Origin of the sequence: Vibrio sp. T11.5, assembly GCF_027587155.1 — a bacterium.
In the GTDB taxonomy this organism is placed as follows: Bacteria; Pseudomonadota; Gammaproteobacteria; order Enterobacterales; family Vibrionaceae; genus Vibrio; species Vibrio neptunius.
The window spans coordinates 41,862-54,407 of the sequence record NZ_JAPPTP010000012.1; the positions used below are offsets into that span (position 1 = coordinate 41,862).

9 protein-coding genes are annotated in these 12,546 nt (G+C 46.1%); 7 read left to right on the forward strand and 2 right to left on the reverse strand.

Annotation, left to right across the window (positions count from 1 at the left end):
- The first annotated feature begins 103 nt into the window (after positions 1–103).
- The 5 genes from rlmD to eno all read left to right on the forward strand — a co-directional run bounded on the left by rlmD (position 104) and on the right by eno (position 7,933).
- A complete protein-coding gene (rlmD, locus tag OH455_RS13475) occupies positions 104–1,423 on the forward strand; it encodes a 23S rRNA (uracil(1939)-C(5))-methyltransferase RlmD (RefSeq protein ID WP_269981756.1) in 1,320 nt (439 codons plus the stop codon).
- A 73-nt stretch (positions 1,424–1,496) separates the two neighbouring features.
- Entirely contained in the window at positions 1,497–3,716 is a 2,220-nt protein-coding gene (gene relA / locus OH455_RS13480; RefSeq protein WP_045975394.1) for a GTP diphosphokinase, read from the forward strand.
- 242 nt (positions 3,717–3,958) lie between these two features.
- Positions 3,959–4,753 carry a nucleoside triphosphate pyrophosphohydrolase gene (mazG, locus tag OH455_RS13485; RefSeq protein ID WP_269981757.1) on the forward strand — a complete coding sequence of 265 codons (795 nt, stop codon included), beginning with the start codon at positions 3,959–3,961 and terminating at the stop codon, positions 4,751–4,753.
- A 162-nt stretch (positions 4,754–4,915) separates the two neighbouring features.
- Positions 4,916–6,556, forward strand: a complete 1,641-nt coding sequence (locus tag OH455_RS13490) for a CTP synthase (RefSeq protein WP_206369829.1) — start codon at positions 4,916–4,918, stop codon at positions 6,554–6,556.
- Positions 6,557–6,634: 78 nt separating this feature from the next.
- Positions 6,635–7,933, forward strand: a complete 1,299-nt coding sequence (gene eno / locus OH455_RS13495) for a phosphopyruvate hydratase (RefSeq protein WP_269981758.1) — start codon at positions 6,635–6,637, stop codon at positions 7,931–7,933.
- A gap of 231 nt (positions 7,934–8,164) precedes the next feature.
- Here the strand turns inward: eno and OH455_RS13500 are convergent, their stop codons facing one another.
- Positions 8,165–9,373, reverse strand: coding sequence for a multifunctional CCA addition/repair protein (locus OH455_RS13500; RefSeq protein WP_269981759.1), 1,209 nt, complete (start codon positions 9,371–9,373; stop codon positions 8,165–8,167).
- A 90-nt stretch (positions 9,374–9,463) separates the two neighbouring features.
- Between OH455_RS13500 and OH455_RS13505 the strand changes: the two genes are divergently transcribed.
- Positions 9,464–11,071, forward strand: coding sequence for an ExeA family protein (locus OH455_RS13505; protein ID WP_269981760.1), 1,608 nt, complete (start codon positions 9,464–9,466; stop codon positions 11,069–11,071).
- A complete protein-coding gene (locus OH455_RS13510) occupies positions 11,071–11,847 on the forward strand; it encodes a general secretion pathway protein GspB (protein ID WP_269981761.1) in 777 nt (258 codons plus the stop codon). The genes OH455_RS13505 and OH455_RS13510 overlap by 1 nt, the downstream gene beginning before the upstream one ends.
- 40 nt (positions 11,848–11,887) lie before the next feature.
- Here OH455_RS13510 and OH455_RS13515 read toward each other — a convergent pair whose 3' ends face one another.
- Positions 11,888–12,499 carry a TIGR04211 family SH3 domain-containing protein gene (locus OH455_RS13515; RefSeq protein WP_269981762.1) on the reverse strand — a complete coding sequence of 204 codons (612 nt, stop codon included), beginning with the start codon at positions 12,497–12,499 and terminating at the stop codon, positions 11,888–11,890.
- Positions 12,500–12,546 lie beyond the last annotated feature (47 nt).

Below are 12,546 nucleotides of genomic sequence, written 5' to 3' on the forward strand. Positions count from 1 at the left end.
TACTTAAGCATAATCAACTCGTTCGGCTCAGACAACGATTCAGGTCTGAAAAGGTGCACCTGGACAGCAATACAGAGCAACAGTAAAAGGCACAGATCAAAGCATGGCGCGTTTCTTCCAACCCAAAAAGAAAACTCAACTCAACACAAAGCATCAATCGCTTAAGATTGAAAAACTCGATCACCACGGTGCCGGCATAGCTTATCAGAATAAAAAACCGATATTTATTGAAGGTGCACTGCCTGGGGAGCAAGTGTTAGCTCAGTTGATTGAAAGTAAGAGTAAGTTCTCACGTGCGGCACTCATCAAAGTGCAAACGACGAGTGAACAGAGAGTTGAGCCCTTCTGCCCTCATTACGATCAATGTGGCGGGTGCAACATGCAGCATCTGAGTAGTGAACATCAGCAAGCTTATAAACAGCAAACATTGAGTCAACTGATGAGCAAGTTTGCGGGTCAGACACTTCATTTAGAACCCCCGATTGTAGGTGAAACAAAAGGGTACCGCCGTCGCGCCCGTATCAGTGTCAAGGTGGACAAAAAAACACGCCAACTGCAGTTCGGCTTTCGCAAGAGACAGAGCAAGGATATAGTGACTTTGACTCACTGCCCAGTATTGATGCCAGAGTTGAATGAGTTGTTGCCAGAGTTGCATCAATTGCTCAAGAGCTTTTCTCAACAAGATCAACTTGGCCATGTTGAATTAGTCAAAGCCGATAACACTCGCATTCTGGTTTTGCGTCATCTCAAACCACTGAAAGATAAAGATCATGATGCATTGCTTGAATTTGCCAAGCTTAATCAGATTACGCTTTATCTGATGCCAAACAATGAACAGTTGGTGCTTGAAGCCGGTGAAGCGGGTGTTTATCAGGAAACAAGCGTCACTATCCCCTTCGAGCCAAACAATTTTATTCAAGTTAATCAACAAGTGAATGCACATATGGTTGCTCAGGCGCTGGATTGGCTGGCCTTATCTGAGCAAGACCGAGTATTGGATTTGTTTTGCGGCCTAGGGAACTTCAGTCTACCTATTGCTAAGCAGGTAAAAAGCGTAACAGGAGTGGAAGGGGTTGATGAGATGGTCAACAAAGCCACGCACAATGCTCAAATAAACCAGATTGAGAATGCTAAGTTTTATCAGGCTAATTTGGAACAAGATATGTCTGGTCAGCTCTGGGCGAGAGAAAAGTTTGATAAAATACTACTGGATCCGGCACGAGCTGGCGCCAGTGGAATTGTCGAGCAAGTTTCATCGCTAGGTGCGACAAGAGTCGTTTATGTTTCTTGTAATCCTGCTACTCTAGCGCGAGATTCGCAGAGCTTGCTTAGTCAGGGGTTCAAGTTACAACGATTGGGAATGCTAGACATGTTCCCACATACCAGTCACTTAGAATCCATGGCGCTTTTTGTGAAGGATTAATGCGAACTTACCCTTTCGAGCAGGGTCTCACTGTGGGTTAGGTCGAAGAAAAAAGTATAACAGGACAAAGACAATGGTTGCGGTAAGAAGCGCACATTTGAACCAAGATGAACAGTTTGATTTAGATAATTGGATTGCTAGCTTAGAGCAGGACACGAAAGTCGCGAAGCGCCTTAAAGAGGTGTACCGCCATTGCGAAACGATTCTTGAAGACAACGATCGCGGACCATTGCTCTTGTGGCGTGGTAGAGAGATGATCGAAATCCTCATCACCCTTTCCATGGACAAAGCCACGTTAGTGGCTGCCTTGTTGTTCCCAGTGGTGTCCAGCGGTGCATACGAACGCGAAGTTTTGGAAGAGGATTTTGGTAAAGAAACGATCAAGCTGATTGACGGTGTTGAAGAAATGGCTGCACTGGGCCAACTCAATGTCACTATGGAGGGGAGCGCAGCTTCTGCTCAAGTAGATAATGTTCGCCGCATGCTATTGGCTATGGTGGATGATTTCCGCTGCGTGGTGATAAAACTTGCAGAACGAATCTGTAACCTGATTGAGGTCAAGAAGGCTCCGGACGAAGTGCGTCAGGCAGCAGCGAAAGAATGTTCAAACATCTATGCGCCTTTGGCCAATCGTCTTGGTATTGGTCAGCTTAAGTGGGAAATCGAAGATTACGCGTTCCGTTATCAGCAACCTGAGACTTACAAACAAATAGCGAAGCAGTTATCTGAGCGTCGCATTGTTCGAGAGCAGTACATTACAGACTTTGTTAATGACCTTTCTAATGAAATTACTTCTTCAGGCATTAATGCGGAAGTGAGCGGTCGTCCTAAACATATCTATAGTATCTGGCGCAAAATGCAGAAAAAGAGTCTGGCATTTGATGAGCTGTTTGATGTTAGAGCCGTTCGAATCATTGCTGATAAGCTTCAGGATTGTTATGCGGCTTTGGGTGCGGTGCATACTAAGTACAAGCATTTGCCAAGTGAATTCGATGATTACGTCGCGAATCCAAAACCAAACGGATATCAGTCAATTCATACTGTTATTCTTGGTCCCGAAGGGAAAACCATCGAGATTCAAATTCGTACCAAAGACATGCACGAAGACTCAGAATTGGGCGTCGCTGCGCACTGGAAATATAAAGAAGGTGGCGGCGGTCGCAGTGGGTACGATGAGAAAATCACGTGGCTGCGCAAACTGCTCGATTGGCAGGAAGAAATGTCTGATTCGGGCGAGATGCTTGATGAAGTGCGCAGTCAGGTATTTGATGACCGAGTGTATGCTTTCACGCCTCGTGGCGATGTCGTCGATTTACCAATGGGTGCTACGCCACTTGATTTTGCTTACCACATTCACTCTGAAGTCGGCCATCGTTGTATTGGCGCTAAAGTTGCAGGCCGCATCGTACCGTTTACTCATAAGCTTTCTATGGGAGATCAGGTCGAGATTATTACTGCTAAAGAGCCGAACCCTTCTCGAGACTGGCTGAATCCATCAATGGGGTTTGTGACTTCTGGTCGTGCGCGCGCTAAGATCAATGCTTGGTTCCGTAAACAATCACGAGAGAAAAACGTCGAAGCAGGGCGAGATATTCTCGAAGTTGAATTGCAGAAAATTGGTGCGACTTTAAAAGATGCAGAGCAGTATGCGTTGAAGCGTTTTAACGTCAATAGCACTGATGAACTGTACGTTGGTATCGGAAGTGGTGACTTACGTATCAACCAAGTTATCAACCACATCAATGCCTTGGTCAATAAGCCAACCGCCGAGGAAGAAGATCAACAAGCATTAGAAAAGCTTCAAGAAGCAGAGACTAAAGCACCAGCGCAAAGTCGCCCTAAGAAAGACGCAGTCGTTGTGGAAGGGGTTGATAACCTGATGACGCATCTTGCGCGCTGCTGTCAGCCGATTCCAGGGGATGAAATCTCAGGTTATATCACCCAAGGTCGAGGTATTTCAGTGCATCGCGCTGACTGTGAACAGCTTGAAGAGTTGCGCCACCATGCACCAGAACGCATCATTGATACCGTATGGGGGAGTGGCTTTGTTGGTTCTTATATCCTGACAGTTCGTGTAGAAGCGATGGAGCGCAGCGGATTACTGAAAGACATCACCACCTTGTTTGCCAACGAGAAAATTAAAGTCACCAGCATGAAAAGTCGTGTTGATTATCGCAAGCAGTTATCGATTATGGATTTTGATCTAGAGGTCACCAATATTGAGATTCTGCAGCGTGTGTCGAAGCGAGTTGAACAGATTAAAGATGTTATGTCGGTAAAACGCCTCGGCTAGTTTTTACGTCGTATTTGGCTTTCTAACTGCGTTAACTTCACTATACTCGCTCCATCACATAGGCAAGCTATGCTCAGGAGTCTCGTAAGTTTGTTGCCTTGTTAGAAGAGCCAACTACTTAGTAAAAAAGAGTGGTCATTCCCTAGAGTGAGACGAGCGATTGGGGATGACGAGAAATTTTTAAAGGTGAGTGGTTGTACCGCTCACCTTTTTCTTTAGATAGATTTAAAGGAACAGAGAAAATGAGTCACCCGATTGAACAGCTAGAACAGATTATGGCGCGGCTTCGTGATCCTGAGAGTGGTTGCCCGTGGGATTTAAAACAAAGCTTTGACACGATTGTCCCGCATACGATTGAGGAAACGTATGAAGTAGTGGATGCAATTCACAATCGTGATTGGCCGAATCTGCAGGAAGAACTCGGGGATTTGTTGTTTCAGGTTATCTTTTACAGCCAGTTGGCGAAAGAGCAGGGGTTATTTGAATTCGCCGATGTTGTTGACACGGTCAATGAGAAGCTGACTCGCCGTCATCCCCACGTCTTTTCTGATATTGAATTCGAATCAGACGAAGAAATCAACGCCAACTGGGAAGCGGAAAAAGCCAAAGAAAAAGCTGAATTGGGCAAAAAAGAGCAAAGTATCCTAGACTCAATACCGAGTTCGCTCCCAGCGCTTTCACGTGCCAACAAAATTCAGAACCAATGTGCCAAATTTGGCTTTGATTGGGACTCGCTGGGCCCGGTTGTCGACAAGGTACGCGAAGAGGTTGATGAAGTCATGGATGAGGCTCTGCAGGTGTCCCCTGATGATGAAAAAGTTGAGCTTGAGCTGGGGGATTTGTTGTTTGCAGTCGTGAACTTAAGTCGGCATCTTGGGCAAAATCCTGAATCGGCATTAAGTAAAGCAAATCTCAAATTCTCTCGGCGATTTAAAGGGGTTGAGAAGATGGTTGCTGAACAAAGTAAGCAGTTGACAGATTTCGACTTACAGCAACTTGATAGCATGTGGGATGAGGTGAAACGTCGAGAATCGTAACAATAAACCCAGTGTGTCGAGCTGCTTGAATTTGATTTGAAGCAAAAAATAAAAAATAGCAGTGTGATAGATTTCACGTTGTGGCGATAAGGGTCTTCTGGTATATTTATCTCCCGTCCAGAAGAAATCCATTTCCCTCATTCAACCAATTTCAGGTTAAACATGACGACAAATTACATTTTTGTTACTGGCGGGGTCGTATCCTCTCTAGGTAAAGGTATTGCAGCAGCATCTCTTGCCGCTATTCTTGAAGCTCGTGGTCTTAAAGTGACTATGATGAAGCTTGACCCTTACATCAACGTTGACCCGGGCACAATGAGCCCAACTCAGCATGGTGAAGTGTTCGTTACGGAAGATGGCGCAGAAACTGACCTAGATCTTGGTCACTACGAGCGTTTCATTCGTACCAAGATGACTAAGCGCAACAACTTCACTGCCGGTCGTGTTTACGCAGACGTTCTCCGCAAAGAACGTCGCGGTGATTACCTAGGTGCAACGATTCAGGTTATCCCTCACATCACTAACGCCATCAAAGACCGCGTAATCGCTGGTTCTGAAGGTCATGATGTTGCTATCGTTGAAGTCGGCGGTACTGTGGGTGATATCGAATCACTACCATTTATGGAAGCAATTCGTCAGCTAGCCGTAGAGCTGGGGCGTGAACGTGCTATGTTTATGCACCTAACATTGGTTCCTTACCTTGCCGCAGCGGGCGAAGTGAAAACGAAACCGACACAACACTCTGTTAAAGAGCTACTGTCTATCGGTATTCAACCAGACATTCTAGTTTGTCGCTCAGATCGTATGATCCCAGCGAACGAGCGCAAGAAGATTGCTCTTTTCTGTAACGTGCAAGAAAAAGCAGTTATCTCTATGAAGGACGTCGATTCCATCTACAAGATCCCTCAACTGATCAAATCTCAAGGTCTGGATGATCTTGTCTGTTCTCGTTTCGGTATTTCTGCTCCTGAAGCTGATCTGACTGAGTGGGAACAGGTTATCTATGAAGAAGCGAACCCGACGGCAGAGGTGACCATTGGTATGGTTGGTAAGTACATCGAACTGCCGGATGCTTACAAGTCAGTCAACGAAGCGCTGAAACACGCAGGATTAAAAAACCGTTTGAGCGTTAAGATCAAATACGTTGATTCACAAGACGTAGAAACCAAAGGTGAAGAAGCGCTAGAAGGTCTAGATGCTATCCTTGTTCCAGGTGGTTTCGGTGATCGTGGCGTGGAAGGAAAAATTCGTGCAGCGCAATACGCTCGTGAAAACAAGGTACCTTACCTAGGTATTTGTCTGGGTATGCAAGTAGCACTGATTGAATACGCGCGTAACGTTGCGGGTATGGAAGGTGCACATTCAACAGAGTTTAACAAAGAGACCAAGTACCCTGTGGTAGGTTTGATCACAGAGTGGGTAGACGGTGAAGGTAAAGTTGAAGAACGTACCGAAACGTCTGATCTAGGCGGTACGATGCGTCTTGGTTCTCAGCTATGTCACCTAGAGAAAGGGACTAAAGCTCGTGAACTCTACGGTAGCGCGACGATTCATGAACGTCATCGCCACCGTTACGAAGTGAACAATAATCTGCGTCCAAAAATTGAAAAAGCGGGTCTAAAAGTGTCGGGCCTGTCAGCAGATAAGAAACTTGTGGAAGTGATTGAGAATCCAGCTCACCCATGGTTTGTAGCGGCTCAGTTCCACCCAGAGTTCACTTCGACACCTCGCGATGGTCACCCACTATTCGCAGGGTTCGTAAAAGCGGCTGGTGAATTCCAACGCAGCGAATTAGAGAAGTAAAAAGGATACGGGCAGTGGCGAAGGTTGTGCTGCTGCCTTTTAAATTTGACATTTATATTTGAACGAGAGGAAACATTAATGTCTAAGATCGTTAAAGTTCTAGGTCGTGAAATCATCGACTCACGTGGTAACCCAACTGTAGAAGCTGAAGTACACCTAGAAGGCGGTTTCGTAGGTATGGCGGCTGCTCCATCTGGCGCATCAACTGGTTCACGTGAAGCTCTTGAGCTACGTGACGGTGACAAAGCTCGTTTCCTAGGTAAAGGTGTTCTTAAAGCAGTTGAAGCGGTAAACGGTGAAATCGCGGAAGCTCTAGTGGGTAAAGACGCTAAAGACCAAGCTGCGATCGACGCAGTAATGATCGAGCTAGACGGTACTGAGAACAAATCTAAGTTCGGTGCTAACGCTATCCTAGCTGTTTCTCTAGCGAACGCTAAAGCTGCAGCAGCAGCTAAAGGCATGCCTCTATACGAGCACGTCGCTGAACTAAACGGTACTGCTGGTCAGTTCTCTATGCCTCTACCAATGATGAACATCATCAACGGTGGTGAGCACGCAGACAACAACGTTGACATCCAAGAGTTCATGATCCAACCAGTTGGTGCTAAGACTCTTAAAGAAGGCCTACGTATCGGTGCAGAAGTATTCCACAACCTAGCTAAAGTTCTTAAGTCTAAAGGCTACAGCACTGCAGTTGGTGACGAAGGTGGTTTCGCTCCTAACCTTAAGTCTAACGCTGAAGCGCTAGAAGTTATCGCAGAAGCTGTGGCTGCTGCTGGTTACGAACTAGGTAAAGACGTAACTCTAGCGATGGACTGTGCAGCATCTGAGTTCTTCGACAAAGAAGCTGGCATCTATAACATGAAAGGCGAAGGTAAGACTTTCTCTTCTGAAGAGTTCAACCACTACCTAGCTGAGCTAGCTAACCAATTCCCAATCGTTTCTATCGAAGACGGTCTAGACGAGTCTGACTGGGATGGTTTCAAGCACCAAACTGAACTACTAGGTGACAAGCTTCAACTAGTAGGTGACGATCTATTTGTTACTAACACTAAGATCCTTGCTGAAGGTATCGAGAAAGGCGTAGCTAACTCTATCCTTATCAAGTTCAACCAAATCGGTTCTCTAACTGAGACTCTAGCTGCAATCAAGATGGCTAAAGATGCAGGTTACACTGCAGTAATCTCTCACCGTTCTGGCGAAACTGAAGATGCAACTATCGCTGACCTAGCGGTAGGTACAGCTGCAGGTCAAATCAAGACGGGTTCTATGAGCCGTTCTGACCGTGTTGCTAAGTACAACCAGCTAATCCGTATCGAAGAAGCACTAGGTAAGCGTGCTCCTTACAACGGTCTGAAAGAAGTTAAAGGTCAGTAATTTATAGCAATTTGCTGAATTATTCGCTTTAAAGCTTTCGAAGCGCTCCACCTAGGTGGAGCGCTTTTTTTATTGGGAGGCGGGAACGGGCTTCGCCCTCCGAGAATCGGGAACGGCTTCGTCCTTCGAAAAGGGGAGGATTTATTGAAGTGGTTGACGGCGTTTTTCACTAGAGGGGGAGAATAATCCCGCATCCCGCATCCCGCATCCCGCATCCCGCATCCCGCATCCTTATTTTCGAATCGCCTCGACTCTTCGCTTTTCCATTTCTTCTTTTATTCCCGCACCCTTAAACCCATCTTTAATAATGTCTTGCACGTTGACGGAAAGTGCGGCTTGATAGGCTTGCTCAAAAATGGCTTTTTGCGGGTAGTCGATATCTTCAAACCCAGTGCGTCCACGACTATCAGCCATACAACAAATCAGAATGTCTTCTAAGCGCTCTTGTTTACGCCAAACATCAAACTTATTCAGAACTTTGAGCTTGGTTTCTGGGCGAAGTTCTGCAGCTCGATGAATATTGGAGTGCTGCTCACAGACCATCAATGCGAGGTCACGATATTCATTAGGGACTCTGACACGTTCACACAGCGATTTAATCAGCTTCAGCCCTGTATGACAGTGCATTTTATGGCTTGGCCATTCATTCTTTGGTGTCACGCCTTTGCCTAAGTCGTGCATCTGAGCAGCAAAGCGCACTTTGGTTGATGGGCTAAGCAAAGCTGCCTGTTTCGCCACTAAAAGGTTATGAATACCTGTATCGATTTCCGGGTGCCATTTTTCTGGTTGAGGTACACCAAACAAGCGATCCAGTTCGGGAAGAATCACTTTGAGGGCACCGCAGTCGCGAAGCACCGATAGAAAAACTTGCGGATCTTGGGTTGAGAGCGATTTGTGCCATTCCTGCCACACACGCTCAGCTGTTAAATGCGCAAGTTCTCCAGACTCGACAATCTGAGCCATTAACTGTTGAGTTTCTGGAGCGATGGTAAAACCAAGGTGATGTAGTTTCGCCGCGAAACGTGCGACTCGGAGTACGCGAAGAGGATCTTCTGTAAAAGCATCTGAAACGTGGCGAAGAACGCGATTATTGAGATCTTTTTGGCCGCCGTAAGGGTCGATAATCCGACCTTGCTTATCTTCTGCCATTGCATTGATGGTCAGATCTCGGCGGATCAAGTCTTCTTCAAGGGTGACATCAGGAGCAAAATAACAATCAAAGCCTTTGTAGCCCGAACCTGTTTTGCGTTCGGTTCTTGCTAGGGCATGCTCTTGCTTGGTTTTTGGGTGCAGGAACACGGGGAAGTCCTTTCCAACAGTGACAAATCCTTGTTCGAGCAAAAGCTGAGGCGATGCGCCAACTACTACCCAGTCTTGGTCGTAAACGTCGATTTTCAGCAGTTTATCGCGGACTGCACCACCAACCAGAAATATTTGCACAGATGTCTCTCTTAAATTCGGATTTTAGAATTGGCTATTTATGCCAGCAATGGTACTTTTCTTATCGGTAAATTCCCAGAGACGAGAAGTATGTATAAACAACATTTTGGATTCACAGAGCTGCCGTTTTCGATTGTGCCGAATTCTCGTTTCCTGTTCCAAAGCCAAAGGCATAAAGAAGCGCTGTTTCGCCTACAAGCGGGCCTTGGCGAGGGTGGGGGCTTTGCGATGCTGTCTGGTGAAGTGGGAACAGGTAAGACAACCGTTGCACGTGCATTGCTGAAATCACTCGGCACGGATACTCAGCCCGGTTTAATACTCAACCCTACCTTTTCAAGCATAGAATTGCTTGAAGCAATCTGCGATGAATTCTCTATTGAGTATCAATCTGGCGCAACGCTCAAACAACTGAATCAGAAGATTCATGAATTTCTGCTCAGTACATATGCGAACGGTATTCAGACTTTGCTGGTGATTGATGAAGCACAGCATTTGTCCGCTGAAGTGCTAGAACAGTTGCGCTTATTGACCAATCTTGAAACGGACAACCAGAAGCTACTCAAAGTGCTACTCGTTGGCCAACCAGAACTGCAGCAGAAATTGCAGATGCCTCAATTACGCCAGCTAGCGCAGCGTATTACGGGACGATATCACCTATTGCCATTGGATAGCAAAGAAACCGCTAATTATATTCAGTATCGTCTTGAATTGGCGGGTGGTGAAGTGAGTTTGTTCTCTGCTAAGTCACTCAAACATATTGCAACTGAGTCACTGGGCATACCACGCCTGATTAATCTGATTTGTGATGCTGCTTTGAAACGAGCGTATAGTATTGGTGAAACGGTACCAAGTCATTCTAGTGTCGAAGCGGCTTGTGAAGAGGTGATGAGTTTTCAAACCTCATATCAGTCGGTTCATTCTACGCCTTCATTGCCACGCCGTTCTCCTCTGACTATCGCTGCTGCCGTTGGGGCAATATTAGCTGTCGGTAGTTATTGGTTGACTCCTAGGTTTCTGAATGCGTCAATTGAATCGTACCTGAGTGAAGCGTATCCAGTGTCAGATGTTGAAGTGTTAGAAAAGGAAGTCTTCCCTGTTGAACTACAGTCCACTCTTGCTCGTGCAACGGATTTTCAGCAGGGTATTGCGCAGCTTTACCATGTATGGGGTTTTAATGCATCTGTCGCTGAGCGTCTTTGTCAGCAAAGTGATCAAAGTGTATTCCGCTGTACTCAATCACGAGGTACGTTAAATACGATCAGGCAAGGGGATGTTCCCGTACTCTTGTCCCTCAGTAAAGACGGCCTGCAAAGTTATGCTGTGCTATATAAACTCACACCGAATTCGGCTCAGCTATTGTTAGGAATGGAGCGAATCGAATTGCCTATCACCAAACTCAAAGAGCTCTGGCAGGGGCAATATCACCAGATCTGGCAAAGTTACTGGCATCAGACTCTTAAACCTAATATGTCAGGACGAGCAATTGCTGAATTAGATGAACGTCTATCTAAAGTTCTGGGTGAGTCGGAAGGGGAGTCCGATGCTTATGATCATGAACTCAAGCGCAAGGTTGAGCTGTTCCAACAATGGCAGGGTCTCCATGTTGATGGCATTGCAGGGCGAAGAACCTTGGAGCGTCTTGAAAAGCTCTCTCAAGAGCATGCCCCTTCGTTAACTGCCTCAGAGGAGAAAGCGTAATGTCAAAAGTACTGCAGGCTTTAGAACACTCAGAGCAACACCATCAGACGTTTAGTAATATGAATCTTTACCAGTCGGTCAATGATCCTCGACCTCGACGGACTGTATCAGGCTGGTTATTAGCTACGGTTGTGGTAGCCCCTGCGTTGGTTACGGGAGCCCTAGGTACATACCAGAGTTACCTCGATCAACGAGTGGAATGGCAAGCAAGTCATCAAGCGAAACCTCAAGTGCTAGAAGTCCCGTTTGCGTATCAAACTTTGCTTTATCCATCATTTAGTGACCTTCGTGAAACTTATGAATATGCTAAGACCGATACTGATCGTATAGAACTGGTAGGCCAACAAGATCTAACTCCTAAGGTTCAACCACAGGTACCTGTTAAACCGAGTGTTCAGCATACTCCTAAGTCAGAAAACAATATGCTACTAGATGGTTTGGATTTATCAGGTTTATCGCCTGAGCTTGCCATGCGGGTTGAATCGGCTCTGGAATCAAGTACAACCCCTGAGGCGAAGTATGATGACAGCAAGGCGTCCGATCTTGCGATACACAGTCGCCAGTGGCAAGGAAAGTTACCGCCAATGAATTTCCAGACCCATGTTTACTCAAGCAATCCTGATAAACGTTGGGTGAAGGTTAATGGCATCGAGTATCGTGAAGGTGACTGGATCAATAATGACATTCAACTACAGCATATCGAACCGCAGCGCAGTGCGATTTTATTTAAAGGCTCGTTGATTGAAGTGCCAGCTTTGTATGATTGGAAAGGATAATAAAAAAGGTCGCCTTGGCGACCTTTTTTATATTCTGTATTTAGGCCCAGCCCGATGGAGAGCGTTTTCTACGTGGAATAATGTGTGGCAAGATCAGACCAAACAGCAATCCAATACCCGCTACTCCACCGCCGTACATAAAGTACTTCAGTAGTAAATCATCTTTCTGAGTGTCCAGTTTGGCACGTAGGTTACGGACTTCTTCCTGCGAAGCCGTCAGTTGTTGACTGATTTCACCGTAGCTCTTCTCGAGATCAGCAATTTGACGATTGCGGTTTTCCAGTGAATCTGCCAACCCTGCTTTTTCCTGGTCCGCGCTAGAGCGTGCATTCGCAAGTTTGCCCTTAACATCGGCCAGTTCTTTTTCTAGTTTAGGCAGACGAAGCGCCATACTTTCTTGTCTTGTGACGAAACGGCTCTCTATCCAGCCCTTGCGACCTTTGGCATCTTCAATCTGGGTGTAGCCAGTATCGCGGTTGGTTGAAAGTTGCTTCACTTTGTCACCAGCATCGACACTGCCGATGATGCGGAATTGGTTGCTAGGACCAGAGTGCATGTAGGTAAATAGCTTATCAGAAATGTATCGATCTTGAGCCATTGCTGCTGGAACAGCGAGCATTGATGCTAGAACGAAGCAAACCAGTTTTTTCACGGTAAATCCTTTAACAGTCTTGTGTCTATAACTTGCTAATGCCAAAT

What these genes read in the sequence shown, in the direction of transcription:
- relA (WP_045975394.1), top strand. Translation starts at nt 1,497, where the DNA reads ATGGTTGCGGTAAGAAGCGCACATTTGAACCAAGATGAACAGTTTGAT.
- OH455_RS13490 (WP_206369829.1), top strand. Translation starts at nt 4,916, where the DNA reads ATGACGACAAATTACATTTTTGTTACTGGCGGGGTCGTATCCTCTCTA.
- mazG (WP_269981757.1), top strand. Translation starts at nt 3,959, where the DNA reads ATGAGTCACCCGATTGAACAGCTAGAACAGATTATGGCGCGGCTTCGT.
- eno (WP_269981758.1), top strand. Translation starts at nt 6,635, where the DNA reads ATGTCTAAGATCGTTAAAGTTCTAGGTCGTGAAATCATCGACTCACGT.
- rlmD (WP_269981756.1), top strand. Translation starts at nt 104, where the DNA reads ATGGCGCGTTTCTTCCAACCCAAAAAGAAAACTCAACTCAACACAAAG.
- OH455_RS13510 (WP_269981761.1), top strand. Translation starts at nt 11,071, where the DNA reads ATGTCAAAAGTACTGCAGGCTTTAGAACACTCAGAGCAACACCATCAG.
- OH455_RS13505 (WP_269981760.1), top strand. Translation starts at nt 9,464, where the DNA reads ATGTATAAACAACATTTTGGATTCACAGAGCTGCCGTTTTCGATTGTG.